The sequence below is a fragment of the Nocardia sp. NPDC050413 genome (assembly GCF_040655475.1).
GTDB classification, from domain to species: domain Bacteria; phylum Actinomycetota; class Actinomycetes; order Mycobacteriales; family Mycobacteriaceae; genus Nocardia; species Nocardia coubleae.
Genome location: NZ_JBFAJZ010000004.1, coordinates 112,953 through 139,334, shown reverse-complemented (window position 1 = coordinate 139,334; position 26,382 = coordinate 112,953). Strand labels below are relative to the sequence as shown.

The following is a 26,382-nucleotide window of genomic DNA, read 5'->3' as shown; positions in this document are numbered from 1 at the left end:
CAGCGCTCCCCGGTCTCCGTTTCGCGCGCGATCGCGCTCACCTGACCTCCATCAGTTCGTCGTGGCGCCGCAGCGGTGAGTACCGGCGCAGCAGTGTGGTGACCTCGCATTCGGCGGCCGGGTCGAGCAACTCGCGCGCGCTCATCCAGTCGTCGTCGAACACGGTGTCCAAGTACTTCTCGCCACCGTCGCACACGATGGTGACCACGGTGGAGCCGGCCGGGAATTCCTCGAGCCGGGCCAGAGCATTGTGCACCGAACCGCCCGCGGAACCGCCGATCAGCAGCCCGTGTGTCCTGGCGACGGCGCGGGCGGTGGCGAACGCGTCGACATCGCTCACCTTCACCCCCTCGTCGAGCAGGCTGTAGTCGACCGCGGTGCCGATGGTCGCGCCGGGCGGGGTACCGGTGCCCGACTGCCAGTACGGGCCGCCTTCGCCGCCGAAGGCGATGGACCCGACCGGCTCCACCCCGATCACCTTCGGCACGCAGCCGAGTTCGCGCAGGCGGGTGGCGGTGCCGAACAGCGACCCGCCGGTGCCGACCGCCGACAGCAGGATGTCGACTCGCTCCACCTCGGCCAGCAATTCCTCGGCGACCGCGTAGTAGCCGACGGCGTTGGCGTCGTTGTTGTGCTGTTCGGTGAAGAAGGCGTCGTCGCGGGCGGCGGCCATCGCCTCGGCGAGATCTTCCCGTGCCGAGGTGGCCAGTTCGTCGTCACCGTCGTCGGCGACGAACACCAGGTCGGTGCCCATGGCCTTCATCGCGCGCAGTTTGTCCTTACAGGCGTGGTTGTCGACCACGGCGGTGAACCGATAGCCACGTTCGGCCGCGACCACCGCCAAGCCGAGCCCGGTATTGCCGGACGTAGATTCGATGATATGCCCGCCATCGCGCAGCAAACCGCGCCGCTCGGCATCGTCGACCATCGAGCGGGCCATGCGGATCTTGGCGGCACCGGTGGGATTGAACTGTTCGAGCTTGAGCAGCAGGCGGGTGCCGCTGTCGGTGACGGCCAGCTCGAACAGGGGAGTGCGGCCGATCAGATCCGTCACGCGCGTGACGAGAGCCATGGGGTTTCCTCCATCGGAAGGGGATCAGCGGGAAGTGGTGTCGAGGGTCCAGCGCAGCCGGTCGGCGCGCTCACGCAGCACGACCTTGGGCGGCAGGGGGAGTTCGTGGAACGGTGACTCGTTGGAATCCATCTGATACCCGGCGGTGTTCGGGTAGATCAGCAGGTCGCCGACGCGAGCGCGGCGGGGCAGCGGGATTCGCCGCCTGCTGAGCAGGTCGGATTCCAGGCAGGTCGTCGCGCCGACACAGCTGGGTGTGGTGGCGCCGGGTCGCTGCGGCCACAGCACCGGGTCGGGCAGGTATTCGCTGGCGAACCACTGTTCGGACAGGCTCAGACTGGTGCCGTCGACGGTGAGGATGTCGTACGGATGGCCCTGTGCTGTACGGGTTTTCACGCCTTGCACGCGGAAAACAGAACTGCCTGCGCGATCGAGCAGTGCGCGTCCCGGCTCGACAGCCAGTCGTATGCCGTTGTCGCGCAGCCTTTTCACGAGCCCGTTGTGTGCGAGGACGGCGCTGAGCATGTCGGCACCCGGTGCCGGGAAATGATAGGGGTAGTAGTCCTCCGCAGGCGCGCTGCCGTGAAACCAGTTGTCGCTGAGTGTCTCCCGGAAACGAGACCACGAATCGGCATCGAGGTAGTCCACGCCGAAGCCACCGCCGATCGAGATGATGTCGGCGGGATGACCCTCGGATCGTGCCCGCAGGCAGTGGTCGACCAGGGCCGCGGCTTGTTCGGCGCGAGCGGTGGCGTCGTAACCCGGCAGGTGGAAACTGAAGCCGGACAGGCTGATCGGTCCGCCGGGGGCAATAGCTCCGATCGTCTGCTCGAGTTCCCGGCGATCCAGACCGAACCGGCTCGTCGACCCCTCCGGCAGCACCCGAAGCACGATCCGGGCAGGCAGGTCGAGCGCGGCGAGCCGGTCGAGCTCGTCGACGGCATCGATCGCGATCAGCGCGCGATGACGTGCGGCCAGCCACAGCAGATCGTCGGACTTGGCGGGCCCGGTGACCATCAGATCCTCGCCACGCACGCCCTGCGCCAGCGCCGCCACCAGCTCGCCGGTACTGGCCACATCCACTCCGGCTCCGGATTCCGCGCAGGCCCGGACCACACAGGCCGCCTTGTTCGCCTTCTTCCCGAAGTAGACGAACCCGTCGACCCCCGCGACGGTGAACGCCGACTGGAAAGCCTCGACGTTCACCGCGACCCGCTCCGGGAACAGCACGTGGAACGGTCCGCCGACCGCTTCGGCGATGTCGCCGAGCAGCAGGGGATCATCGAGCAGCCGTTGCTCCACCGCATCGATGTAGGCGGGCATCGGCGGTGCGCAATGGGTCAGGCCATCGGTTGCGCTGGAACGGGATTCGTCGACGACCTGGACGGAGTCGGCTCCGGCTAATCCCACAGCGGCACCTCCGTGCCCCGCCCCTCGGCGATCGCGCGCGCCGCCAGCGCATGCGCTACCGCGATATCGGTGAGCACAAGCCCGCTGTTGTAGACGAAGATCTTCTCGTCGTCGGAGCGACGAGCCGTTGCCGCGCGGGTGAGGATCTGGGGGAGTTCGACGTCGACCGAGCGCAGCGTGCCGTCGGGGCCTGCCATGTCGGTGCCGGTCAGCGCCATCTGTGCGGCACTGGTCGCCACCACCCGGTCGGCGTCGACCAGCGTCGACGGTGCCAGCCCGTATCCCACGAGCACCGCGACGGAACCCGGTGCCAGATGGGAGGATTCGAGCGCGACCTCCGTGCCGGGACCGGCCGTCGCCAGCACCACATCGGCGGTGGGTGCCGCCGCGTACGGATCGTCGACCTGTTCCAGTACCGCGTGCGGCACCTCGGCGGCCAGCTGCGCGTGCACCGCCGCGAGGCCCTCGGCGTGCGTGCCGTACACCATCAGCTTGCGTAGCTGCGGGTTCGCCGCGAGCAGGTGTGGCAGCGCGTTGCGCCCCTGCGTTCCGGTACCGATGAGCAACGCGCTCTCCGCGCCGCGGCGGACCGTCTCGCGCACCAGCAGCGCCGATACCGCCGGAGTGCGCAACGCGCCGACCCGGGCGCAATCCATCATCGCGATGGGGGCGCCGGTGGTGTCGTCGTAGAGGGTGATGGTGGTGTAGTACCGCTTGGTGCTGCGGTCGTGACCCGGGTCGAACTTGTAGGAGGTCTTCATCGCCACCACGCGGCGGCGACCGTCGCGGCCGAGCATCGCGTAGGACACCGACGAGCCACCGGGGTCGGCGACGCTCAGCTTGCGCGGGTTGTCGGATTCGCCCGCGGCGAAGGCGAGATAGGCCTCCTCGACGGCCCGTACCACCTCGGCGGGCGTGATCGGCACATCGGCCAGATCGCTGCGCGAGAGCACTCGGAGCCCGACGCTGCGGTCACGGTTGTTCAACGGATCCTCGTTCATCTGCACTGTCCTGCCCTGCCGTCCGATCGGTGCGCGCCCGATACGGCGCGATCACCTCTTGCCCGTACCCATTCTCGGACGCTTCCTCGCCCCGCCGACGACGTTCCGGCAGGCGGATATTGACGCGCTTGAGCCACCGATCGGTGCCGTCGTAGCGGGCGCGGAACGGTACCCGGCCGTGCACGGCCACGTCGTTGTCGACGAGCAGGAGCTCGCCGGGGGCAAGCGCCGGAGCGTGGCAGACGCGCGCGAGTTCGGCGGTGAGCCGGGCGTAGGCCGCGCGGAACGCCGGGTCGGCGTCGTCGAGCGGGGTGTAGGCGGGGTCGTATCTGATGGTGTCACAACCGTTTTCGTCCACCCAGACGGTAGGCAGCGGTGGTGCGAACGATCCGAAGTCGGTGCCGTAGGAGACATCGGGCAGGATCGGCACCGTCGGGGTGGCCAGGATGCGGCGGTCCTCGTCGCTGAGTTCGACCTCGCGGATCGAGGACACGGTGGTTGCCACCCGGTCGGGATTGCGCACGCACGCCAGCATCAGCAGATTGGCGCGTTCGGCGTGGAAGGCGTCCTCGGAGTGCGGGCTCAGCAGCGTCGCGCTGCTGGCACCGGACTGTTCGTGTTCGTGTCCGGCGGCGGGCACGATGTTGTTGACCAGCCGCCCGTTCTGCTGACCGAGCCAGCCGAACAGCTCGCCGGCACACCGCGCGAGCAGCAGCAGGACGATGTCGAGTTCCAGCGAACCGAGGTGGGTCGAATCGCCCGCCGAGACGGCCGCGCGCTGCCAATCCGCAGGCGTCGGGCCGAATTCGGCGTCGCTCACGCGCAGTCCCCGCACCACGGTCGCGCCCGCCGCGGTGGCGGGTGGGCGGACGGCGTGTCGCACGGATGCCGGGAGTTCGCCGGCGCGGCGATCGATCTCGGCGAGCAGGGTGGGGTCGTGCAGGGTCTCGGTATGCGGTAGGTCACTCAGTTGATGTCGGATGTCGGCGGCGAGGCGGCGAACGGCCCGGGCGGCGTCCGGCTCGAACTCGCGGTACTCGATGTCGTGCAGGTGAATCGTTTTACGTTCGGAGAGAACGCTTTTCACCGGCCTTCCCTTCTTCGCATCGGTCGAACGCGGGTGGTGGAGACTCGATGAGCGAAGGTAGTGCCTGGCAATGGATTAGGCAAGACTTACCTAACATGCTCTCATGGCAAATAGCTTATGGGTATGAGGCTGATTTCTACCCGAAGTCGCTGGCAGTCGCCGAATCGGGGGCCGTGGGCGGCGTGGCGGAACGGTCTCGGTCGAAAGGAAGACCACCACCGGGACACTGTTTTAGGCTAGCCTCGCCTAGTTTGCGGCGCCCGGTGAAGGGGTTCGGCGCCCGCCGCTCGAGGAGGAACACCATGGGTTTCACACGCAGGCAGTTGCTGCAATCCGGCATCGGTCTCACCGCAGTGCTGCTGGCCGCCGCGTGCACCAGCGGCGAGGAGTCGAACGGAACCGTCGAGCCGGGCGGCACGCTGCGCGTCGGCGCGCTCGGCACCGCCGCGCGTAGTGAACGCGATCCGCACGCCAATCTCAGCAACGAGAGCGACTTCCTGATCGCCTCCCTCGTCTACGACGCGCTGACCGTTCCCGGCGACGATCCGAATGTCGTGCCGCGCCTGGCCTCGCGCTGGGAGGCCGACGCCGAGAACCGCCGCTGGACCTTCACCATCGCCGAGGGCGCCAAGTTCCACAACGGCGCGCCGGTCACCGCCGAGGACGTGGTGTGGTCGATGCGGCGGCTGCGGTCGGTTGGCGGGGCGTCGAAGATGCCGGTCGCCGAGAACGACATCGTCGCCGACGGACCGAACCGTGTGGTGTTCACCGTGCCCGCACCCAATACCCAACTGCCGCTGCTGCTTCGGCTGATGACCTTCACCGTCCCGCAGGGCACCACCGACTTCACCGCCGCCGTCGGCACCGGTCCGTTCCGGCTCGAGTCCTACCAGAACGGCAACGCCCGCCTGGTGCGCAACGAGAACTGGCACGGCACCCCGCCGTCGCTGGATGCCATCGAGGTGACCATGTTCGACAGCGTCACCGCGCTCGGCAACGCGGTGCTCGGTGGGCAGATCGATCTGGCCTCCAATGTGGGTGCCATCGCGGGCCGCACCGCCGCCGGGCGCGGTGACCTGCAGGTGATCCGCCGCCCGGACGACACCATGCTCGGTGTCGCGATGCGCGCCGCCGACGGGCCGTTCGCCGACGCCCGGGTGCGCACCGCGTTGCGGCTCGGCGTGGACCGGGAGGCGCTGGTGAACCAGGTGCACTCCGGGTTCGGCACGGTCGCCGCCGATGTGCTCGGCACCGCCGACCCGCTCTACGACACCTCGCTGCGCCGCAGTCGCGATATCGAGCGGGCGAAAACCTTGCTGCGTGAGGCGAATTTCGATACCGGGCGTAGCTACCCGTTCGTCACCAAGGCCGAGGTCCCCGGTGAGGTCGAGTCGGCGAAGGTGATCGCCACCCAACTCGCCGAGATCGGTGTCCGCCTCGAGGTGCAGGTGGTCGAGTCGGGGGCGTTCTACGACCAGACCTGGTTGAACGCTCCGCTCTACACCGTGTCCTGGGGAACCAACGATTCGGTGCTGTTCCTGGCCGACAAGCTGATGACCTCCGGCTCCAACCGCAACGAAACCGCCTTCCGCGACCCGGAATTCGACGCCGCCAACGCCAAGGCGCTCGCCGCGACGGGCGACGAGTACGGCCGTGCGGTGCGTGAGTTGCAGCGCATCGAGTTCGAGCGTGGCGGCTACCTGGTGTGGGGCATGGCCGACGGCGTCGACATCGCCGCCGCGTCTGTGCGCGGACTGCCGACCCTCGGCGGTTTCGCCCGCGTCCAGCTGGAACGTGCCTGGTTGGCGTGAGTGCCGTGAAAGCGTTCGCCCTGCCCGCGCTGCGCCGGGTCGTGCTGCTGGTGACCCTGCTGGCCATCGTGTTCGTCGCGGTGGACCTGCTGCCCGGCAGCGCGGCCCGCTCGGTGCTGGGCCGGGAGGCCGGTGCGGCCGAACTCGCGGCCAAGGAACACGAGCTCGGCCTGGATCGCGCACTGCCGGTGCAGTTCTGGCACTGGATTACCGGTGTGCTCACTGGTGATTTCGGCCGGACCGCACGCGGTAACTCGATCGGTGACATGCTCGCCGACAAGTTCCCGCAGACGCTGCTGCTCGGCGGGATCGCCCTGCTGCTCACGGTGGTGTGCTCGCTCGCCCTCGGCTGCTGGTGGGCGATGCGGCCCAAGGCTTTCGGTTCGCGAATCCTGCAACCGACCACCACCATCGCCGTCGCCGTCCCCGAATTCGTCTGCGGCACCGTGCTGATACTGGTGTTCTCCCTGGCCACCGGCTGGTTGCCCGCCGTGACGATCACCGACCGCTCCGGATTCCCGGCGGGCCCCGAGATGCTCGTGCTCCCGGTGCTCGCGCTCGCGATTCCCCAGATCGGCTGGAACACGCGGGTGGTCCGGTCGGCGCTCCTCGATGTCGCCGCCGCACCGCATGTGGAAAGTGCTGTCCTGGACGGTCTTCCGCGCCACACCATCCTGTTGCGCCACATGCTGCCCTTCGCCGCTCCAACGATCGTGGCCGGATACGCGACGTCGGTGGGCATGCTCTTCGGTGGCGCCCTGGTCGTCGAAACCCTCTTCAACTACCCCGGCGTCGGCGCCGTCCTCGCGGGCTCGGTGGCCGACCGCGACACCGCGACCGTCGCCGCCGTGGTCGCCCTCACCGCCATCGTCATCATGGTCCTCCTCGCGTGCGCCGACTTCGTCCGCACCTGGTCCACCCGGGGCTCCCGATGACCGGCGCTCGGGATCACCACACGCTGGTGGCGGGAGCTACTCGGCCGATGCTGCCACCAGAGCGTGGTGATCAAATGTCCGAGTCTTGTGGGGGTGAGGTGCACAGGGCGGGCGGGTCGAGGAAGACGAGTGTGATCGGTGTGGACCGGTGGATTCCGAGGAGAGCCCGGCGTGAGGGCTGGGGCTTCGGGGAATCCGTGGAGGTGGCGTGATGGGTGCGGAAAGGTGGGGGCTCGGCCGGAGCGCTTCGCGCACGGCGGGGCGTTTCAGGGGAGTTGTGCGTTCGTGGCGGTGGGGTACGGGTTTCGGGGTGGGGCTGGTGGTGTTGGGCGCGCTGGTCGGGCCGTTGTTCGCGCCGCACGGGGCGGAAGAGGCGGTGGGGATTCCGTTCGCGGGGCCGGGTGGGGACGCGGTGCTCGGCACCGACCGGCTCGGGCGCGATGTGTTCAGCCATTTGCTGACCGGGGGCACTCAGCTGCTCGTGGTCTCGGCGGTGATCGCGGTGGCGGTGACCGTGTTGTCCGCGGTGCTCGGGGCGGTCGCGGCGGTGCGCCCGCGCGCGGGTTCGGTGATCGAACTCGCCGGTGATCTCGTCATTCTCCTGCCCGCCGTGCTCGGCATCCTGCTCGTGCTCACCGCCTGGCCGGAGGGTGGGGTAGCGGCGTTGATCGTGGTGTCGCTGGTGTTCGGTGTGCCCTACTGCGCACGGATCTTCGCCGCCTCGGCCGCGAGCATCGCCGCCACCGGCTATGTCGAAGCCGCCGTCGCCAGCGGAGAATCACTGCCCTACTTGGTGTTCCGTGAGATCCTGCCCAACCTCCGCTCGGTCTTCACCACCCAGCTCGGCCTGCGTTTCGTCGTGGCGATCTACCTGGTGAGCACCGTCTCCTTCCTCGGTGTGTCCGCGCTCGGGGCCGACAACTGGGCGATCATGGTCCGCGACAACGCCTCCGGCATCCTCCTCAACCCCTGGGCCGTGCTGGCCCCCAGCGCCGCTATCGCGGTTGTCGCCGTCGGCGTGAACCTGGTGGTCACCGCCGGGTCCGCGCGTGATGGTGCCCGACGCCACCGGGCTGGAGCCACTGACTACGTCCCCGATCGAGGTGCGATGGTCGACGCGGGCAGCCGCGGTGACGTGCAGCTTTCCGGTTTCGGCGGGCAGCGCGATCAAGCGGGCACCCCCGCTGGGATGCCAGATGAGACAGCATCGCCCACTGACGTAGAGCAGGCGGTGATGGACGGACTCGTGTCCAGCGGGCGGCGGAACGGACACCCCGCGGCGGTCGACGCCGGGGATGCGGCGGTGGTGGATGAGCTGACGGTGGTGAGCGCTGCGGGGGCGGTGTTGTTGGCGCCGTTGTCCTTCCGGCTGAAGGTGGGATCCGTGACGGCGCTGACCGGGGCGTCCGGGGCGGGCAAGTCGACGGCGATGCGGGCGCTGCTGGGGCACGTGCCCGCCGGGATGCGGTGTGCGGGCACGGTTCTGGTGGCCGGACACGACGTCTTCGGGCTCGATCCCGGTGCGCTGCGGACTTTCCGGCGCGAGCGGATCGCCTACGTCGGCCAGGATCCCGGGTCCGAGCTGAACCCCCTCCTGCGCGTCAGTGCGCTCCTCGCCGAAGCCGCACCCACCAGCTCCGAGGCCGAACGACAAGCGATGCTCGATCGCGTCGGGCTGGACGAGACGTTCCTGCGGCGCCGCGTCGGTCGCCTGTCCGGTGGCCAGCAACGCCGGGTGGCCCTGGCCCGCGCCCTCCTCCGCCGTCCGACCGTCCTCGTTCTCGACGAACCCCTCGCCGGTCTGCACGGCGCCTTGCGCACCGAAATAGCGCGGCTCATCGCCGATCTCGCCGTCACCGACGCCACCGCCGTCCTGCTATCCGGCCATGACACCACCACCGTCCGTGCCATCGCCGACACGGTGATCGAAGTCCGTCCACCCAGCGCCGTACCGCGATCCCGGCGGGCTGGATCGGCGCCGATCGGGCACGATGAGAAGGCAACGGCGTACAGCCGCCCACGAGGTGACGCGTCGACGGGTGACGGCGCCACGGTTGCAGCTGTTCACCGCACAGCCGGTCGCCGCACCGCTGAGCCCGAGGACGACCGGGCCGCTGGGTCAGCTGACCAGGCGCCGCGCGGCGAGATCCCCGTTGCCGAGGATTTCGCCGGACCTGCGTATCCCGCGACCGACGGGCGGGAATCGCCGAGAATCGCGCTGTCCGCCAAGGGGATCACCGCCACCGCCGACAACCACCGGATTCTCGGTGAGATCGATCTGGAAGTGCGCGAGGGGGCGGCATTGGCGGTGGTCGGGCCTTCGGGGGCAGGCAAGACCACGTTGGCGCGGGTGATCGCCGGCTTGCAGATCGGGGTCGCGGGCGTTGTCGAAGCAGGCGCGGTGCGGGCGCCGGTCGGGAAACGGCGACGGATCAAGCCGGGGGCCAAGGGTATTCAGCTGGTCACGCAGAACCCGTTGGCAGCGTTGAATCCTCGCCGAACCGTCGAACAGACCCTGGCCCGGCCGCTGCGGCGGATCGCCCGCGTGCCGAAAGCGGATGTGCGTAAGCGGGTCGACGCCCTGCTCGCCGATGTGGATCTGCCTGCCGACCTCGCGGGCAGGCGCCCGCACGAACTGTCGGGCGGCCAACGTCAGCGCGTCGCCCTGGCGCGAGCTCTCGCCGCCGATCCGGCCGTCCTGATCTGCGACGAGATCACCACCGCCCTCGATCAGCACACGGCCGCGGGCGTCATGACCCTGCTCGACCGCCTGCGCACCGAGCACGGCACCGCCGTCCTGCTCATCAGCCACGACATGGCTCTGGTCGCCAGGCACTGCACCGACCTGCTGGTTCTCGACCACGGTGAAGTCGTCGAAAGAGGTGATCCCGCAATCGTTCTCGCGGCTCCGACGCATCGCGCGACCGCGGAGCTGTTGGTGTAACGGCGCAGCGATACGAGCCGATCTCATCGGGTTGTCCCCCAAGCGTTTTCAAGGAGACGAACCCGATGATCCACCCCGCCCCTCCGCATGAGGGCGCTGTGCCGCCGAGCCTGCCACCGTCGACCGACATTCCGGTGGCGCGGCCGTGGGGCGAATCGTCTCCGAATCCCGCGCCGGAACCGACCCGATCGCGTAGATCCCTGGTGATGCTCGCGATCGTCGCCGTCGTCGTATTGCTCACCGCCGCCGGAGCGGTCACGGGCTACCTCCTCACCCGCCCCGATGAACCACGCATGGCCGTCGGTGATTGCGTGAGCCGGGACGAACTGCCCGTCGAATACGCCTGCGCCGACGACCTCGCCGTCTACCGGGTGCACGCCAGGGAACCGATGCAGCACCCCTTCGCCCTGGCCTGCATGAAGTTCGAGAAGGCGACCCGCGCGGTAGCCGACCCGAGCCCCACCGACGGCGAAACCGTGCTGTGCCTCGAACCGACCGAGAAGAACGCCACCGACGCGGGCGGTCTTCGCCCCGGCGACTGCATCGATGTGCGCAAGTCCGGCGGCGAAATCGAACGCAGCACATGCGGATTCACCGGCGGACCGCACGTCGTGATCGCCACCGAGTTGCACGTCAAGGTCCCGGTCACCGATCGGGCCTGCGAATCCCACCCGGAAACCCGCGAAGCCTACGCCCAGTCGTCCCTGGGTGGCCGTGCCGTGGTGATCTGCACGAAACCCGCCGAGGACTCCGACTCGATGGCGGGAGCCTTTGTGGGCGAATGCGCTTCGAACGTGTCGATGAAGACGATCGCTTGCGCGCACCGGTCCGCCACGCACCGGGTGCTCTCGGTGCGCACCCAGTACACCGAACCGGCCGACCCGAAATGCGAGGAGGTCACCAACGCCAACGCGGCATCGGTCTCGCTCAACGAGCACACCGATCTGCGCGTCGTCGTCTGCCTGGGGCCGATCGACCAGAACCACCTCGGTTACGCCCGGCCCGGCGACTGCGTCACCGGTTACGCGGGCACCGCCGGCCTGCCGAGGCTGGTGAGCTGTGACGACAGCAGCGCCGACGGTCGCGTCACGTCCGTGTACGACGAAGCGAACATCGGTTGTTCGGCAGGCGAGGCGCGAATGTCACGCGAGGCGGGCGTGTCCCACGGCTCGACCATCTGCCTCGTCGCGACCTGAGAACCGACCTGAGAACTCTGAGAAGTCACTGTGAGATGTGCATGGCGGCGCGCTGATCTGGATGATTGGTTGAGTGTCTGTGCAGAAAGCCGGCGTCATCGTCGCCGTGGCGGTGGCCGCGTTGCTCACGGGGTGCAGTTCGCTCGCGTCGATTCCCGGTGACATGCCACCGGGCCCCGGCGTGGCCTTACCCGTCATCGATATCGACGCACCGGGTCGCGCCGCCACGCAATTGCGCGGCTGGGCCGACGAGCAATCCGACGCGCTCGGCATCGCACCGGTGGCCCTCGAGGCCTACGGCTACGCCGCCGCCGTGCTCGCCAGGTCGGCGCCCGAGTGCGGCATCGCCTGGACGACCATCGCGGGCATCGCCAGCGTGGAGAGCGGGCACGGCACCCACCGCGGCGCCGACGTGGACGCCGACGGGACCGTTCGCCCGCCCATCATCGGTGTCGCCCTCGACGGGACAAAGGGCAATGCCGTCATCCGTGACACCGACGGCGGCCGCCTCGACGGCGACACCACCTACGACCGGGCGGTCGGCCCGCTGCAGTTCATCCCCGAGACCTGGCAGCGCTGGGCCGTCGACGCCAACGGCGACGGCGTGCTCGATCCCCAGAACATCGACGACGCCGCCCTCACCGCCGCCCGCTACCTCTGCACCCGCGGCGGCAACCTGACCTCGGCCGACGGCTGGCAGCGTGCCCTGTTCGCCTACAACCAGTCGAACAAGTACATGCTGGTCGTGCGGGATCGCGCCGCCGCCTACAGCATCGGGCGCCGCGCCTAGTCGCCACCTGCCCGGAGTGCCGGTTACTGCCTGCCACCGCGAGACGATAGGCTCGGCTGCGCACGGACCATCCCGTGAGACCTACCGTGCCTTTCCGTCGTAAGGAGTCGTTTTCGTGGCCATCATCGAACAGGTCGGAGCTCGCGAGATTCTGGATTCGCGCGGCAATCCCACTGTCGAGGTCGAGATCGCCCTCGACGACGGCACCCTGACCAGGGCAGACGTGCCGTCCGGCGCGTCCACCGGTGAGCACGAGGCCGTTGAGCTGCGCGACGGTGGCGACCGCTACAACGGCAAGGGTGTCACCAAGGCCGTCGAGGGTGTCCTCGACGAGATCGCGCCCGCCATCATCGGCCTCGACGCCGTCGAGCAGCGCACCGTCGACCAGGTCCTGCTGGATCTGGACGGCACCCCCGACAAGTCACGCCTCGGCGCGAACGCCCTGCTCGGCGTCTCGCTGGCCGTGGCGCGCGGTGCCGCCGAGTCCTCGGGCCTCGAGCTGTTCCGCTACCTGGGCGGCCCGAACGCCCACGTGCTGCCCGTGCCGATGATGAACATCCTCAACGGTGGCGCGCACGCCGACACCGGTGTGGACGTGCAGGAATTCATGGTCGCCCCGATCGGCGCGCCCACCTTCCGCGAGGCGCTGCGCTGGGGCACCGAGGTGTACCACTCGCTCAAGGCCGTGCTCAAGGAGAAGGGCCTGTCCACCGGCCTGGGTGACGAGGGCGGCTTCGCCCCCGACGTCGCGGGCACCAAGGAAGCGCTCGACCTGATCAGCCTGGCCATCCAGAAGGCGGGCTACAAGCTCGGCACCGATGTCGCGCTCGCGCTCGACGTGGCCGCCACCGAGTTCTACACCCCCGGTGAGGGTTACAAGTTCGAGGGCAAGGTCCGCTCGGCCGAGGAGATGGGCCGGTTCTACGAGGAGCTGCTCACCCAGTACCCGCTGGTCTCCATCGAGGACCCGCTGTCGGAGGACGACTGGGACGGCTGGGTCGCGCTCACCGACGCCATCGGCGACAAGGTGCAGCTCGTCGGCGACGACCTGTTCGTCACCAACCCGGAGCGCCTGGAAGAGGGCATCGCCAAGGGCGCGGCCAACGCGCTGCTGGTGAAGGTCAACCAGATCGGCACCCTCACCGAGACCCTCGACGCGGTCGACCTGGCTCACCGCAACGGCTACAAGACCATGATGTCGCACCGTTCGGGCGAGACCGAGGACACCACCATCGCCGACCTCGCGGTCGCCGTCGGTTCCGGCCAGATCAAGACCGGCGCCCCCGCGCGTTCGGAGCGGGTCGCCAAGTACAACCAGCTGCTGCGCATCGAGGACGCCCTCGGTGATTCGGCACGCTACGCAGGCGACGTGGCCTTCCCGCGTTTCACCGGCGAGTTCTGAACAAGAAGTACCGCGGGACCTGGAGATGATGGGGTAGAGCGCCAATGACCGAGCGACGTGCGCGGGGGACCAGTCCGGGTGGACGAGGCGACCGGCGCACGTCGCGGTCCGCGCGCTCACGCCCCAGTCCGCTCGACACACCCGGCCGTCCGACCGCCGCCAAACGCACCACCCGGCGGCGGCCGGAAACGGCCACCCGCAAGCCGAGCGGCAAGCTGGAACGCACCGAGCACACGATCCTCGGGCTCTCCACCGGCAAGGCGGTGATCCTGGCCGCCGTACTGTGCGGACTGGCGCTCACCCTGGCCGTGCCGACGCGCACGTACTTCAGTCAGCGTGCCGAGGCGGCCGCGCTGGCCGAGGAACGCGCGGAACTCGACGCCGACCTGGCCGCTTTGCGCGATCGTCGTGCGCAGCAACAAGATCCGGCCTACATCCGCACCGAGGCCCGTGAACGGCTGCGGCTGGTGATGCCGGGCGAAACCCCTTACATCGTGCAGGTTCCCGGCATCGAGGCCCCCGCACCGCCGCCGATGAGTACCCGAACAGCGGAGCCCGACCCCTGGTACACCGACCTGTGGCGCAGCATCTCCGAACCAGCACCGGAAGGACCGTAGGTGACCGCACCGAACGAGCGCGACCTAGAGATCATCGCTCGGCAACTGGGCCGCGAGCCGCGCGGAGTCCTCGCGATCGCTTACCGCACCCCGGACGGTCTGCCCGCCGTGGTGAAGACCGCGCCGCGCCTGCCCGACGGCACCCCGTTCCCCACGCTGTACTACCTCACCGACCCGCGCTTGACCGCTGAGGCGAGCAGGCAGGAGTCGGCCGGGGTGATGCGCGAGATGACCGAACGCCTCGCCAACGACCCCGAACTGGCCGCCGCCTACCGCGCCGCGCACGAGAGCTACCTGGCCGAGCGCAACGAGATCGAGTCGCTCGGAACGGATTTCACCGGCGGCGGCATGCCCGACCGGGTCAAGTGCCTGCACGTGCTGATCGCGCATTCCCTGGCCAAGGGGCCGGGCGTGAACCCGCTCGGTGACGAGTCCGTGGCCCTGGCCGCCGACGCCGGACTGCGCGGAACTGCCGTTCCCGCCGACTGGCCCGCTGCCCGCAAGTCCGACGAACAGGCATAATCGCGGGACAGCAGCCGGTCGAGACCTGGAGGAACACTCATGAGTGAGCGCATCGCCGCAGTGGATTGCGGAACCAACTCGATCCGTCTGCTGATCTCCGAAGTCGGCGCCGACAACGTGCTCACCGATGTGCACCGCGAGATGCGCATCGTGCGACTCGGCCAGGGTGTCGACGCGACCGGACGACTCGCCCCCGACGCGATCGAACGGACCCGCGCCGCGCTGGCCGACTACGTCGATGTGATGCTGGCGCAAGGTGTTTCACGCGTGCGGATGGTGGCCACCTCGGCCACCCGCGACGCCACCAACCGGGACGACTTCTTCTCCATGACCCGCACCGAGCTGGGCCGCGTGGTCGAGGGTGCCGTCGCCGAAGTCATCACCGGTGACGAGGAAGCTCGGCTGTCCTTCGCAGGCGCGGTCGGTGAATTGTCGGCCGATGCCGGACCTTTCGTGGTTGTCGACCTCGGTGGCGGCTCCACCGAACTCGTCGTCGGCGACGAAAAGGGTGTGCAAGCCGCCTATTCCGCCGATATCGGTTGCGTACGCATCACCGAACGCTGCCTGCCGGGCAATCCGCCTACGGCCGAGCAGGTCGCGGCGGCAAAGGAATTCGCGCAGGAGAAGCTCGACGAAGCGTTCGCGAAGGTCCCGGTCGACAAGGTGCACACCTGGGTCGGTGTCGCGGGCACCATGACCACCATCACGGCCGTCGCCCTCGACCTTCCCGAATACGACTCGGAGCGAGTGCATCTCACCCGTCTGAGCCTCGACGAGGTGCACCAGGTGTGTGACCGCCTGGTCGCCATGGACCACGACGAGCGCGCCGCCCTCGGCCCCATGCACCCCGGCCGGGTCGATGTCATCGGCGGCGGCGCGGTGATCACCGAGGTGCTGGCCGACGAACTCGCCGCGCGAGCGGGCGTCACCGAACTCGTCGTCAGCGAACACGACATCCTCGACGGCATCGCCATGTCGATCCTGGGCTAGCAGCGGCTCAGCGGATGGTGACCACTCGGCTGTGGTGTCCGGTGGAACCGTCCGGGAAGGGCGGGACTCGTTCGTCGGTCTGGACATAGCCGGTGGCGTCGGTGGCTCGGACCCGCAGGGAGTGGGTGCCGGGTGAGGCGTCCCAGCGCCAGGTCCACTGCCGCCAGGTGTCGATCGAGTAGGCCTCGGCCAGGGTGGCCTGCTGCCAGGCGCCGTCGTCGACCTGCACTTCGACCGCGCGGATACCGCGGCCCTGCGCCCAGGCGACGCCCGCGACGACGACCGGGCCCGCGGGCAGGGTCGCGAACGCCGCGGGGACGTCGATCCGGGAGGCGGTCTTGATCGGCGCCGTCGGCGCCCATCCGCGACGAGTCCAGTAGGCCTCGGCGCGATCGAAGCGGGTCACCTCGAGGTCGACGACCCACTTGGTCGCCGAGACGTATCCGTAGAGGCCGGGGACGATCATCCGGGCCGGATAACCGTGCGCCACCGGGAGGGCCTCACCGTTCATGGCCACGGCGAGCAGGGCGTCCTGGTTGCCGGTGAGGGCGGCCAGCGGGGTGCTCGCGGTGAAGCCGTCGATGCTGCGCGACAGCACCATATCGGCGTCGCGGGAGGGACCCGCCTCGGCCAGCAGGTCGGCCAGCCGGTACCCGGTCCAGCGGGCCGTGCCGAGCAGGTCACCACCGACCTCGTTGGAGACGCAGGTGAGGGTGATGACGGATTCGACGGCGTCGCGGGCCAGCAGTTCGTCGTAGTCCAGGCGGATCTCGCGGTCGACCATGCCGTGGATACGCAGTCGCCATTCGTCGCGGGTCAGCGAGGGCAGTTGCAGGGCGGTGTCGACGCGGTAGAACTCGTCGGCGTCGGTGACGAACGGAGTGATCCCCTGAACGGGCAGATCCATCTCACCCGACACCGGTGGTGCCGGTTTCGCGACCCGGGGCAGCAGGAAGGCGGCGCGGTCGGCGGCGATATCGCGCAATCGGGTGGCGAGGTATCGCCCGGCCACGCCTGCCGCGACGACGCCCGCGGTCACCCCGGCCAGGGCCAGCATGAAACCACGCCTGCTCGGTCCGGCGGCTGGTTCCGGCTCCGCCTTCGAGAAGCTCATGAACAACACGGTCAGCGCGGCCACACCGGCGAGGGTTCCGGCGAGCGCAGGCACCGCGAACCAGAACGTGGCACTCGGACGCCGCAGCGCCAGGAAGGCGACGAGCACGCCGAGCACGGTGAGCGCGCCCGCCGCGAGGGCGAAGCGACGCCGGGCGAGCTCACCGAGCAGACTCGCCGCCACCACCATCACCGCGGCCATCGAGATGGCCAGCGCCAGTTTGTCGTTGGCGCCGAACCAGCGGATCGCGCTGTCCTTCAGCCACTTCGGTGTGTTGTCGACGACCGTGGCGCCGAGCACGAAAAACGGTGACGCGGACGGCGCGACGACCACGGACACGAGATGACCGACAGTGAGTACGGCCGCCGCAGCCACCGTAGCGGCGGCCGCGGCCATGCGATGTCCGAGCCGCCGGGGCGCGGGGTAGACCATACTGACCTCCTGAGGATGTGTGGCTGCCCCCGGTCTCCCGCGGGCGGGTCAGTCGACCGTCATACCGGTGAGCACCGGTAGCGTCGGGGCTGACGAACCACCCGCGGGCTCGACTGTCACGGCCAGTACGTCGGCCAATCGGACCGGGGTGACGATCATGGGTTGTCCGGCCAGCACGGCGACCGATTCCGGTTGCCCGCCGGGCGGCACCCGCCACAGCTGATACGCCCGATCGGCGGGCAGGGCCGGGAGATCGTGGAACTCCACGGCCGCGGCCCCGAGTTCCTTCGACAGGTGCACGACCATCTCACCGCCGCCGGTGACAGCGGCCGAACCCGACCGGCTGTCGGGTTGCTCGAGCACCTGTTGCGCGGTGACCGCGCCCGGTCCGTCGTTCGCCCGGTCCACAGCGACTGTGATACCCACCGCCGCGCCCGCGAGCACGACCGCTGCCGCCGCCGCCGCGAGCCATCGCGCTGGGCGGCGCCCAGCCACGGAGTTCGTTCTCAGCGGCTGGGCGCCGCGCTGGTCCAGCGCCTGCAAGATCGCTGCCTCCAGCCGGGCAGGCGGTGTCACCACGTCCATCGCTGTCAGCGCGGCGAGAGTCTCCTGAATACGCCGCACGTCGGCGTGGAAATCGGCAGCCACAACGGTTCCCGCGGCCGCTAGCCGCTCATCGATCTCGTGGCGTTCCCGGGCATCGAGTGCGTCCAAGGCGTAGGGGTACGCCTCGTCGATCCACGACCAAGGGGTCCGCCGATCTGTGTCGCTCATCGGGAAGTCCCTCCGGTCAAACAGTTCTCGAGCCTCTTCAATCCGTCCCGGATCCGGCTCTTCACCGTCGGCAACGGTACTGCCAAGGTCTCGGAGACCTCGACGTATGTGCGCCCGCTGTAATACGCGAGCGCGACCGCTTCGCGCTGCAGGGCGGTCATCGTTTCCAGGCAATCCAGCACCGACTGCTCGTCGAGTCGCTGGGTGACTTCCTCGGACACCACGTCGTGATCGCGTCCGAGATGACAGTGGCCGAACACGATGTCACGACTCGTGGCGGACTGCTCGGCGCGCACCCGGTCGACAGCACGTCGGTGGGTGAGCATCATCAGCCAACCGATCGGGCTCGCCTTGTCCGGGTCGTAGTCCGCGGCCAAGGACCAGACCTGCAGGAAGACTTCCTGTGCGATCTCCTCGGCGAGGGCATGACTACGCACGACCCGCAGTGCGAGCCCGAAGACCCGTGGACTGGTCGTCCGGTAGAACTCGGTGAACGCCGGTCTACTGCCCGCGGCGACGTCGTAGAGCAGTGTCACCAGCCGAGCCTGCACAGCCCGGTCCGCCCCGCGGTCGGTGGGACAGGCGGGCGGCGGATCGGTGGGCACCGATCGCAGGCGGATCGGCGAGGGTTCGGGGACATTCGTCATCGTTGATCCCCTGTTTCCATGCGCATGGGAGGGATTTCGCACCACCCATGCCGCCGGATGGGTGGTGCGACGAAATTCTTCTCCCGAGCGTACGGTCCGCGCTGGTGCCTGCGCGTTCACGCCGGTGGCATGAGCACTGTGTCGATCATGTACACGGTGGCGTTGGCGGTCTGCACGCCGCCGCACAGCACCTTCGCGTCGTTGACGGTCAGGTTGTCGCCGGAACCGCTGACCTTCACATCGGCGCCCTGCACCGTCGCGTGGGTACCGGCGATCTGCGGGGGCTCGATCCGGCCGGGAACCACGTGGTAGGTCAGGATGGTCGTCAAGGTCGCCGAGTCGGTCTTCAACGACTCGACGGTGGCGGGATCGATCTTCGCGAACGCCGAGTCGACCGGGGCGAACACGGTGAACTGTCCGCCGTTGAGGGTGTCGACCAGGTTCACATCCGGGTTGAGCTTGCCCGACACCGCCGACACCAGGGTCGTCAACATCGGATTGTTGGACGCCGCCACGGCGACCGGGTCTTGCGCCATGCCCGCCACCGAACCGGGGCCCGCGGGGACCTGGGCCGCGTACTCCGCGCATCCGGGCCCGACCGGGCCCGAGGCTGCCGGGGTACCCATTGCCGATGAGGTGGCCGCCGTGGTGCTCGCGGCCGTTGCCGTGTCGGCCTCGTCGTCTTGTGAACAGGCCGTCAGACCGACCACCGAACCGAGCAGCAGGGCCGCCATCAGGGAATTACGTACAGATCGCATCGTCTTCCATCACTTCCGTCCAGGCGGTCGCAGCCGCACAGCTGTTTGACGGAAGGATTTCGGCCAGCCACCCCGCCCGGATGGGCGCTACTTGCCGGTGTGTTCCCGATGCTGACATCCGGGCCAGCAGCACGGCCGCCGCTGGCCCTCTTCGAGCTCCTCCTGGGTCCGCCGAATCCGCCGCTCCCGCGTCGCGGCCTGCTTGGCGTCTTCGACCCAGCAGATGAATTCGTTGCGAGCCAACGGCGTGATGTCGTGCCACGCGGCCAGCGCGGCGGGATTGCCCGCCAGCGCCGTCCGCAGATCAGCGGGCAGTTCGTGCACGACCCCACCCGGCACCGTTGGACTGCTCATGTTTCCACGGTAGCGCTCAGTGGTCGGCGAGCTGCGGTGAACATGTAGTCGGACAGGTCGAAATGGCCGCTGCGCCACGCTGCCTCCAGGGTGGAGGACGGGCGAAGGGGCACATCGCCGTGTTTGTCGAAGTAGTAGCTGTTCGCGTCGGCGCAGCTGTCCTGCCAGAACACCTGGCCGCCGCGGCGCGCGAGCACCTCACGGAAGAATCGGTCGTTGGCCTCGCGGCGAACCTCCACGCGGGTGGCTCCGGTGCTGCGGGCGCGGCGCAGGCAGCGCAGGATGTGGCGGGTCTGGTTCTCGATGAGGGTGAAATACGAGGCGCCGTTGTAGCCGTAGGGGCCCATGATGGAGAAATAGTTGGGGAATCCCGGCACGCTGACGCCCTCGTAGGCCTGCAGCCGGTTCTCGTCCCACCATTTCTCCAGGTCGAGGCCGTCGACGCCGTGCAGGTCGTAGGTGGGCATATTGCCCGACTCCATCACCTTGAAGCCGGTCGCGAGAATCAGCACGTCGGCCGGATGTTCGGTGTCCTCAGTGTGCACGCCGGTCGCGGTGATCTCGGTGATGGGTGCGGTTTCCAGCGTGACGTTCGCGCGGTTGTAGGTGGCCAGGTAGTCGTTGGAGAAGCTCGGCCGTTTGCAGCCGAGGGCGTAGTTCGGGGTCAGCTTCGCGCGCACGGCCGGGTCCTTCACCTGGCGGCGCAGGTGGGCCAGCCCGGCGCGCTCGCCGATCGCGGCGGTGGGCAGCGAGCGATGGTAGTGGGCGGCCAGGGGGAAGGTCACCTCGACGTAGGTCTGGCTGATCAACCGGGTGAGGGTGCGGCCGCCGGGCAGGCGTAGCGCCCAGCGCGCGGGTAGCGGCACGGGCAGGTTGGGGCGGGGCAGGCACCAGATCGGGGTGCGCTGGAAAACCGTGAGGTGCTCGACCAGCGGCGCGATCTCCGGGATCACCTGCACCGCCGACGCCCCGGTCCCGATGATCGCGGCGCGCTTGCCGCGCAGGTCGAGGCCGTGATCCCAGCGCGCGGTGTGCACGGTGGTCCCGGCGAAGGACTCGATCCCGGGGATGTCGGGCAGTTTCGGGCGGGTGAGCACACCGGTCGCGCTCAGCACGAACCGGGCGCTCAGCTCGGCGCCGTCGGCGGTGCGCAACACCCAGCGGTCACCGTCGGCGTCGAAATCGGCGGCGACCACGGTGGTGCCGAACCGGATCCGTGGGCGCAGACCGTACTTGTCCACACAGGATTCGGCATAGGCCTTGAGTTCACGACCCGGCGCGTACACCCGCGACCACTCAGTCCGCTGATCGAAGGAGAATTGGTAGCTGAACGACGGGATATCCACGGCCACACCGGGATAGGTGTTCCAGTGCCAGGTGCCGCCGACCCCGTCGGCGTCGTCCAGCATCAGGAAGTCCTCGAAACCGGCCTCGCGCAGTGCGATCGCGGCACCGATACCGGAGAAGCCCGCGCCGACGATGATGATCTCGTGATCGATGGTGCTCATGCCGCTGCCTCACTGAGATTCGGCCCCGCCGTCGTCGGCACGGTGCGCGGACAGCTGATTCGCTCGCTCACGCTGATTCCTTTCTGTCGGCCGCGCCGACCCTGGCGGCTGTCGCGGGCAGATGCCCGCCGCGACCGATGGTGCGCACGACGTGGTGGGTGTCGTCGGCGAAGACGATGGTGTCGACCCGGTGCTCGATCCCGTCGACCGTGCGCACGCCGAGTGGGGCGAGCCGTGCGATCGGCCAGGTGACCAGCCGGCAGTGCGGTTGACGCAGCGTGCGGTAGTAGCTGTCGTGCACAGCGACGCCCGCGTCGTCGTCGGGGGTGAGCCGGTACCGCAACCACGAATCACGCACTTGCCAACGGAGATTGGCGCGCGCGACGAGCCGCACCAGACGATCCGGCGCGTGCCGCAGGGCAGCGGGCGGCAGGGGTGCGCGCGGCACGATCCAGACGGCCTCGGTCTGGAAGACCGTCACCCGCGCCGCCTCGGCCGCGATGCCGGGCAGCAGTCGTGCCGCCGCCGCGCCGGAACCGATGATCGCCACCCGCTCGCCGGTGAACTCACGGCGCGGGTGGAATTCGCGATAGTGCACGAGCCGGCCGTCGAATGTGCCGGGGAGCCCGGTCATTTCGCGACCGGGTCGTAGGTGAGCTCGCGGACCCACGACGGACGGTGACCGAGCACCCGGACCGGGAACCTGTCGATACAGGCACTGGACACATCGGCGAGCAACTGGAACGGCTGACGGTGGTCGATCGTCGCCTTCGCGTGCAACCGCACCACGTGATAGAGCGGCAGCCGCCGGATCCGCGGGCTGCGCTCGCCGACGGTCTCGTAGCGCCGCACCGCGTTCCACAGCTTTTCCTCGTCCAGGCCGAGCGCCACGATATTGGCTGCCATCCGCGACAACAGCGGCGCGTAGAGCAGCGCGCCGAGCACGAATGACGGGCGCGCCGCGAAACCCGCTGTCTCGATGGCGATCTTGCGCAGCGGTCCCGCGCCGAGCTGCTCCAGCACCTGGAAGCCGACGGCCAGGTGCCGGGATTCGTCGCTGTTGATGTGCCGGAACACCTCGTGGCACACCGGGTCGTCGACCTCGTCGAGCAGGAATTTCACCAGCGCGCCGTCCAGCGCTGTCTCCAAGGACGGGATAACGGTGCCGAGTACGGGCAGGGTCATGTCCTCGGCGTAGCGATCGAGCCAGCTGATCACCAGGCGAATGTTCTTGTTGGGCACCGGCATCGCGTCGTCGTCGAGCATGCCCCAGCGGCGCATCAGCGCCAGCTCGGCATTGGCGTGCTTCTGCTCCTCGGCGTGGAAGTGCCGGTAGATCTCGCGCAGCGCACCCGGTGGCGCCTGCTGGACCAGCGCGGCGAAACCACGGGCGCCGACGTGTTCGATCCACACCAGATCGGACATGAACGCGGCGAGTCGTGGCCGCTGCTCGTCGGTGACCAGTTCGGCCCCCGGTGCGTCCCAGTCGATATCGGCCAGGGCCCATTGCTTGGCCCGCACGGTGGCGAGCATGTCGGGATAGGCGAACGTCATTGTCCGTCTCCTTCCGGTCGGTTCAGCGCACGACCCGCTCCAGCAGGCCCGCCGAACGGGTGTAGGTGGCGGGCATCAAGCGTTTGGCCTGCCACAGCACTTTGGCTTCCAGTTGTGGCACCACATAGAGGTCGCCACGGTCGACGGCGTCGAGGGTGGTCTTCGCGATACTCGCGGGCGAGCGGCCCGTCCACCGCAGTAGCGATTCGCCGAGGCGTTCGGCGGTGCCGTCCAGCGGCGAATCCGACCGCAGGATCCCGGTTTTCACGGCCGTGGGACACAGCACCGTCACGCCGACGCCGGTCCCGGCCAGCTCGGCCGCCATGGTCTCCGACAGCGCGAGCACTCCCGCCTTGCTCACGTTGTAGGCGGCCATCCGTGGTGCCGCGCCGAAGGCGGCGGCGGAGGCGACATTGACCACCGTTCCCCGCCCCGCCGCGCGCAGGATCGGTGTGAAGACGTGACAGCCGTTGATGACTCCCCACAGGTTCACCGCGAGGGTGCGTTCCCAGTCGTCGAGGGTGAACTCGCCGACCGGCGGCCCGCCCGCGCCGATCCCGGCATTGTTGGCGACCAGGCTCGGCGCGCCACCGAACCAGTCCTGCGCCAGGGTGGCCAGCGCGGTGACCTCGTCGATCGCGGTGACATCGCAGCGGGCGCCGACGGCCTTGCCGCCCGCGTTCTCCAGCAGCACGGCGGTCTCGGCGGCCCGGTCGGCGTCGATATCGGAGCACACCACCCGTCCGCCGCGCCTGCCGAGTTCCACGGCGAAGGCGCGGCCGATGCCGCTGCCCGCGCCGGTGACAACCGCATCGGCGTGTTCGGTTCGACGACGACGAAACAGGCGCATGGCGACTCCCTGGTTCAACCGGTCCGGTCCGAACTGGTGTCATCTGCCACCATTGGCCGCACCTGACACCAATTAGGCGCGTGACGGAGTACTTTGTCAACCATGGATGTGCGCGCACCAGCCCGGACCTGGGGCGGCCGCACCGCCGAAGAGCGCAGGGCACAGCGCCGCGCCGACCTGATCGCGGCGGCACTCGAGATCTGGCTCGACAGCGGATGGGCCGCGGTGACGATGCGTGGCGTCTGCCAGCGGGCCGCGCTCAACGACCGCTACTTCTACGAGAACTTCACCGACCGCGACGATCTGCTCGCCGTGGTCTGGGACGAGGTGTGCGCGGAGGTCTTCGCCGACCTGGCGACCATCCTGGCCGACAACGCCGACCGCGCCCCCCTGGAAATCCTGCGCGCCGCCATCGCCCGCGCCGTCGAACTGCAGACCGACCTGCGCGGCCGGGCCCGCATCCTGCTCGCCGACCACGCGGGCAGCGCCGTCCTCGAACAACGCCGCAAAGCCATGCTCACCGACGCCACCGACCTCCTGCTCGCCGCCGCCTGGCCCCACCTGCGCCCCGACGCCGACGAGACAGCCGTGCGCATGAGCACCCTGGCAGGCATCGGCGGTTTCATCGAACTCCTCACCGCCTGGCGCACCGGCGCCATCGACGTCGACGCCGCCCGCCTCGTCGAACACACCTACGCCATCGCCACCCAACTCGGCGCCATGTTCCTGCCCGCGGACATCATCGGCGGTTGAAAAATCCGTTGGCGAACGATGGCGCCCACTGCTACCTTTCACGAATTCCGTGACAGTGGACGAGGAGGTGGTACCCGTGAACGCAGTATCGACATGGGTGCTCTCCACTGGAGTCACGGTCGGGCGATAGGTCGTCCGGGAGCGCCGATCACCAGCACTCCCGAAAGGCACGACCGTGCGATTCATTACCGAACAACGCCTCGACGACGACATCCTCGAACGCGAATTCCTCCTCGGCGACATCCCCGGAATCCTGTGGACGCCGGCGTCTGTCTCCACGCCGATGCCCCTGATCCTGGTCGGCCCTCCTCCTATCGGCCTGCGCAATGCGTACCCGCGCCTGCTCGCCCGGGCCCGGCCCACCGTGGCGGCGGGCTACGCCGCGGCCACCATCGAACTCCCCGGCAGCGGTGACCGGCCCCGTTCGGCCGCCGCCGATCAGGCCCTCGCCGACCTGCGCCAGGCGCTGGCGGCCGGCGGACCCGTCGACGACGAGATCGTCGACCGGCTCGTCCTCCCGCTGGTAGACGAGGCTGTCCCGGAGTGGCAAGCCGCCCTGGACGCCCTCCTCGCGCTGCCCGAAATCGGTGGCCCGGTCGGCTACTCGGGCGGAGTCATCTCCATCGGCACCCGACTGGCAGTCGTCGAACCACGCATCGCCGCCGCCGTCCTTTTCGCCGGCAGCTTCGTGCCACGCGCCATCCTCGAGGAGGCCCGCAACGTCAGAATTCCGCTGCACGTCCTGCTGCAATGGGACGACGAGGGAAACGACCGCCAAAGGTCCCTCGACCTGTTCGACGCCTTCGGTTCCGAGGAGAAGGCCCTGAACGCCAATATGGGCGGGCACATCGGCGTTCCGCCGTACGCCGGGGCGGAGGCCGGTCGGTTCTTCACACGGCACCTGACGTGATGTCGGCTGTCAACGGCATGCGTTGCGTGAGGGCGCTCGAGTAGCCCCTCGTGCGGAAGTGTCTCCGCCGACCTGGTGTCGGCGCAGACACGAGCGCGGGCTCGGTGCCGTGCCACAGTGGTGGTAACCAAGATCGTCAGGAGTGCCCGTGCCGCTGATATCGGCCGCTGTCTGCCCGCACCCGCCCGCGCTCATACCCGCAGTGGGAGGCGCTGCAGCCGCTGAACTGGATGGGTTACGTGCGGCGTGTATCGAATCGATCCGCCGACTCAGGGTTCCCAAATTCGGCGCGGAATCCGACGGTTGGGCAGTGAGCACATCCGAGGAGTTCCACTCCGATCCGACTCTGCCCGACCTGTTGGTGATCGTCGGATGTGATGACACGACAACCGCATACGAGTCGACCAAGACATTCGGTAGCCTTCGGCGTTACGGCATCGCCTGGGACTGGGATATCGCTTGGTGCCGGGACGACTTGTCGTCGCTCCCACTCCCGCTGTCCTTGTCGGTCGGCGTGTGGCTCCTCACCGCGCACGGCCCGACCGGAATGTTCAGCAGACGAGTTGACTACCAATCGATTTCGTTCGACGCCTCGGCGGAAGAGTGCGCGATATCAGGGAAGGACCTGGCCGCACAAGAGGCCAACGTGGCAATGCTCGTAGTCGGGGAAGCCGCGCCGCTCGAACAGCCGACCACTCACACGGCAATCCGGGCAGCCGACTACAACGACCCCCTCACAAGGGCCTTCGCCCAGGTGGATACCACCGCCCTCAGCCAACTGGACCCCGTGGAATCGCAGACGCTGAAGGCAACCGGGCGAGCAGCGTGGCAAGTTCTCGCCGGCGCGGCCGCAGGCCGAGAACTCGAGGGTCACGTGCTAACCGATTCCGCGTCCCACAACCGAGGATTCGTCGTAGCCAGCTGGACCAGGGCGGCCGGAACTTAGGGAAA

General features: G+C 68.9%; 25 protein-coding genes. 12 read left to right on the top strand and 13 right to left on the bottom strand.

What is annotated here, in order from left to right; all coding sequences use genetic code 11:
- Positions 1–37: 37 nt before the first annotated feature.
- From AB0I19_RS12990 to AB0I19_RS12975, 4 genes are read right to left on the bottom strand one after another with little or no spacing between them, the layout of a single operon-like run.
- On the bottom strand, positions 38–1,072 hold the full coding sequence (locus AB0I19_RS12990) for a cysteine synthase family protein (protein ID WP_067485546.1): 1,035 nt from the start codon (positions 1,070–1,072) through the stop codon (positions 38–40).
- 24 nt (positions 1,073–1,096) lie between these two features.
- Positions 1,097–2,482 (bottom strand): alanine racemase, encoded by a 1,386-nt coding sequence (locus AB0I19_RS12985; RefSeq protein ID WP_357148037.1) that lies wholly within the window; start codon positions 2,480–2,482, stop codon positions 1,097–1,099.
- Entirely contained in the window at positions 2,473–3,483 is a 1,011-nt protein-coding gene (locus AB0I19_RS12980; protein WP_357148035.1) for an ornithine cyclodeaminase family protein, read from the bottom strand. The genes AB0I19_RS12985 and AB0I19_RS12980 overlap by 10 nt, the downstream gene beginning before the upstream one ends.
- Positions 3,455–4,570: a TauD/TfdA family dioxygenase gene (locus AB0I19_RS12975; protein ID WP_357148032.1), complete on the bottom strand. Its 1,116-nt coding sequence runs from the start codon at positions 4,568–4,570 to the stop codon at positions 3,455–3,457. The genes AB0I19_RS12980 and AB0I19_RS12975 overlap by 29 nt, the downstream gene beginning before the upstream one ends.
- Positions 4,571–4,872: 302 nt before the next feature.
- Between AB0I19_RS12975 and AB0I19_RS12970 the strand changes: the two genes are divergently transcribed.
- From AB0I19_RS12970 to AB0I19_RS12930, 9 genes are all read left to right on the top strand, one after another.
- Complete coding sequence (locus AB0I19_RS12970; protein WP_357148030.1) at positions 4,873–6,381, top strand: ABC transporter substrate-binding protein; 1,509 nt, start codon at positions 4,873–4,875, stop codon at positions 6,379–6,381.
- Positions 6,378–7,316, top strand: coding sequence for an ABC transporter permease (locus AB0I19_RS12965; RefSeq protein WP_357148027.1), 939 nt, complete (start codon positions 6,378–6,380; stop codon positions 7,314–7,316). Before AB0I19_RS12970 ends, AB0I19_RS12965 begins: the two co-directional genes overlap by 4 nt.
- A 277-nt stretch (positions 7,317–7,593) precedes the next feature.
- A complete protein-coding gene (locus AB0I19_RS12960; protein WP_357148025.1) occupies positions 7,594–10,260 on the top strand; it encodes an ATP-binding cassette domain-containing protein in 2,667 nt (888 codons plus the stop codon).
- A 65-nt stretch (positions 10,261–10,325) separates the two neighbouring features.
- Positions 10,326–11,456 carry a hypothetical protein gene (locus AB0I19_RS12955; protein ID WP_357148022.1) on the top strand — a complete coding sequence of 377 codons (1,131 nt, stop codon included), beginning with the start codon at positions 10,326–10,328 and terminating at the stop codon, positions 11,454–11,456.
- A 79-nt stretch (positions 11,457–11,535) separates the two neighbouring features.
- Entirely contained in the window at positions 11,536–12,246 is a 711-nt protein-coding gene (locus AB0I19_RS12950; protein WP_067485552.1) for a lytic murein transglycosylase, read from the top strand.
- A 115-nt stretch (positions 12,247–12,361) separates the two neighbouring features.
- Positions 12,362–13,648, top strand: a complete 1,287-nt coding sequence (gene eno / locus AB0I19_RS12945) for a phosphopyruvate hydratase (RefSeq protein WP_357148019.1) — start codon at positions 12,362–12,364, stop codon at positions 13,646–13,648.
- Between the two features lie 44 nt (positions 13,649–13,692).
- On the top strand, positions 13,693–14,265 hold the full coding sequence (locus AB0I19_RS12940; RefSeq protein ID WP_357148017.1) for a septum formation initiator family protein: 573 nt from the start codon (positions 13,693–13,695) through the stop codon (positions 14,263–14,265).
- Entirely contained in the window at positions 14,266–14,787 is a 522-nt protein-coding gene (locus AB0I19_RS12935; protein ID WP_357148015.1) for a DUF501 domain-containing protein, read from the top strand.
- A 39-nt stretch (positions 14,788–14,826) separates the two neighbouring features.
- Positions 14,827–15,777, top strand: a complete 951-nt coding sequence (locus AB0I19_RS12930) for a Ppx/GppA phosphatase family protein (RefSeq protein ID WP_357148012.1) — start codon at positions 14,827–14,829, stop codon at positions 15,775–15,777.
- A gap of 7 nt (positions 15,778–15,784) precedes the next feature.
- On the opposite strand, the gene AB0I19_RS12925 is transcribed toward AB0I19_RS12930, so the two are convergent.
- The 9 genes from AB0I19_RS12925 to AB0I19_RS12885 form a co-directional block, all read right to left on the bottom strand.
- Positions 15,785–17,323, bottom strand: coding sequence for a molybdopterin-dependent oxidoreductase (locus AB0I19_RS12925; protein ID WP_357148010.1), 1,539 nt, complete (start codon positions 17,321–17,323; stop codon positions 15,785–15,787).
- Between the two features lie 48 nt (positions 17,324–17,371).
- A complete protein-coding gene (locus AB0I19_RS12920; protein WP_357148007.1) occupies positions 17,372–18,097 on the bottom strand; it encodes an anti-sigma factor in 726 nt (241 codons plus the stop codon).
- Complete coding sequence (gene sigK / locus AB0I19_RS12915) at positions 18,094–18,744, bottom strand: ECF RNA polymerase sigma factor SigK (protein ID WP_067980246.1); 651 nt, start codon at positions 18,742–18,744, stop codon at positions 18,094–18,096. Before sigK ends, AB0I19_RS12920 begins: the two co-directional genes overlap by 4 nt.
- Before the next feature lie 116 nt (positions 18,745–18,860).
- The gene (locus AB0I19_RS12910) at positions 18,861–19,478 is read right to left on the bottom strand and encodes a fasciclin domain-containing protein (protein WP_357148592.1); all 618 of its coding nucleotides are present in this window, start codon (positions 19,476–19,478) and stop codon (positions 18,861–18,863) included.
- Between the two features lie 111 nt (positions 19,479–19,589).
- Positions 19,590–19,856 carry a YdeI/OmpD-associated family protein gene (locus tag AB0I19_RS12905; protein WP_357148004.1) on the bottom strand — a complete coding sequence of 89 codons (267 nt, stop codon included), beginning with the start codon at positions 19,854–19,856 and terminating at the stop codon, positions 19,590–19,592.
- Positions 19,853–21,364, bottom strand: a complete 1,512-nt coding sequence (locus AB0I19_RS12900) for an NAD(P)/FAD-dependent oxidoreductase (protein WP_357148002.1) — start codon at positions 21,362–21,364, stop codon at positions 19,853–19,855. The genes AB0I19_RS12905 and AB0I19_RS12900 overlap by 4 nt, the downstream gene beginning before the upstream one ends.
- Positions 21,365–21,431: 67 nt before the next feature.
- On the bottom strand, positions 21,432–21,998 hold the full coding sequence (locus AB0I19_RS12895) for an NAD(P)/FAD-dependent oxidoreductase (protein ID WP_357147999.1): 567 nt from the start codon (positions 21,996–21,998) through the stop codon (positions 21,432–21,434).
- On the bottom strand, positions 21,995–22,918 hold the full coding sequence (locus AB0I19_RS12890; RefSeq protein ID WP_357147996.1) for a ferritin-like domain-containing protein: 924 nt from the start codon (positions 22,916–22,918) through the stop codon (positions 21,995–21,997). The genes AB0I19_RS12895 and AB0I19_RS12890 overlap by 4 nt, the downstream gene beginning before the upstream one ends.
- A gap of 22 nt (positions 22,919–22,940) precedes the next feature.
- A complete protein-coding gene (locus tag AB0I19_RS12885) occupies positions 22,941–23,768 on the bottom strand; it encodes an SDR family NAD(P)-dependent oxidoreductase (RefSeq protein ID WP_357147994.1) in 828 nt (275 codons plus the stop codon).
- 102 nt (positions 23,769–23,870) lie between these two features.
- Between AB0I19_RS12885 and AB0I19_RS12880 the strand changes: the two genes are divergently transcribed.
- From AB0I19_RS12880 to AB0I19_RS12870, 3 genes are all read left to right on the top strand, one after another.
- Positions 23,871–24,521 (top strand): TetR family transcriptional regulator, encoded by a 651-nt coding sequence (locus AB0I19_RS12880; protein WP_067637884.1) that lies wholly within the window; start codon positions 23,871–23,873, stop codon positions 24,519–24,521.
- Between the two features lie 175 nt (positions 24,522–24,696).
- The gene (locus AB0I19_RS12875) at positions 24,697–25,431 is read left to right on the top strand and encodes an alpha/beta hydrolase (RefSeq protein ID WP_357147992.1); all 735 of its coding nucleotides are present in this window, start codon (positions 24,697–24,699) and stop codon (positions 25,429–25,431) included.
- A gap of 310 nt (positions 25,432–25,741) precedes the next feature.
- Positions 25,742–26,377, top strand: a complete 636-nt coding sequence (locus AB0I19_RS12870) for a hypothetical protein (RefSeq protein WP_357147989.1) — start codon at positions 25,742–25,744, stop codon at positions 26,375–26,377.
- The last annotated feature ends 5 nt before the right edge of the window (positions 26,378–26,382 follow it).

Excerpts from the sequence above, each read along its gene's own strand:
- AB0I19_RS12990 (WP_067485546.1), bottom strand. The coding sequence starts at position 1,072 with ATGGCTCTCGTCACGCGCGTGACGGATCTGATCGGCCGCACTCCCCTG.
- AB0I19_RS12980 (WP_357148035.1), bottom strand. The coding sequence starts at position 3,483 with ATGAACGAGGATCCGTTGAACAACCGTGACCGCAGCGTCGGGCTCCGA.
- AB0I19_RS12970 (WP_357148030.1), top strand. The coding sequence starts at position 4,873 with ATGGGTTTCACACGCAGGCAGTTGCTGCAATCCGGCATCGGTCTCACC.
- AB0I19_RS12955 (WP_357148022.1), top strand. The coding sequence starts at position 10,326 with ATGATCCACCCCGCCCCTCCGCATGAGGGCGCTGTGCCGCCGAGCCTG.
- AB0I19_RS12940 (WP_357148017.1), top strand. The coding sequence starts at position 13,693 with ATGACCGAGCGACGTGCGCGGGGGACCAGTCCGGGTGGACGAGGCGAC.
- AB0I19_RS12930 (WP_357148012.1), top strand. The coding sequence starts at position 14,827 with ATGAGTGAGCGCATCGCCGCAGTGGATTGCGGAACCAACTCGATCCGT.
- AB0I19_RS12925 (WP_357148010.1), bottom strand. The coding sequence starts at position 17,323 with ATGGTCTACCCCGCGCCCCGGCGGCTCGGACATCGCATGGCCGCGGCC.
- AB0I19_RS12920 (WP_357148007.1), bottom strand. The coding sequence starts at position 18,097 with ATGAGCGACACAGATCGGCGGACCCCTTGGTCGTGGATCGACGAGGCG.
- sigK (WP_067980246.1), bottom strand. The coding sequence starts at position 18,744 with ATGACGAATGTCCCCGAACCCTCGCCGATCCGCCTGCGATCGGTGCCC.
- AB0I19_RS12910 (WP_357148592.1), bottom strand. The coding sequence starts at position 19,478 with ATGGCGGCCCTGCTGCTCGGTTCGGTGGTCGGTCTGACGGCCTGTTCA.
- AB0I19_RS12905 (WP_357148004.1), bottom strand. The coding sequence starts at position 19,856 with ATGAGCAGTCCAACGGTGCCGGGTGGGGTCGTGCACGAACTGCCCGCT.
- AB0I19_RS12900 (WP_357148002.1), bottom strand. The coding sequence starts at position 21,364 with ATGAGCACCATCGATCACGAGATCATCATCGTCGGCGCGGGCTTCTCC.
- AB0I19_RS12895 (WP_357147999.1), bottom strand. The coding sequence starts at position 21,998 with ATGACCGGGCTCCCCGGCACATTCGACGGCCGGCTCGTGCACTATCGC.
- AB0I19_RS12890 (WP_357147996.1), bottom strand. The coding sequence starts at position 22,918 with ATGACGTTCGCCTATCCCGACATGCTCGCCACCGTGCGGGCCAAGCAA.
- AB0I19_RS12885 (WP_357147994.1), bottom strand. The coding sequence starts at position 23,768 with ATGCGCCTGTTTCGTCGTCGTCGAACCGAACACGCCGATGCGGTTGTC.
- AB0I19_RS12880 (WP_067637884.1), top strand. The coding sequence starts at position 23,871 with ATGGATGTGCGCGCACCAGCCCGGACCTGGGGCGGCCGCACCGCCGAA.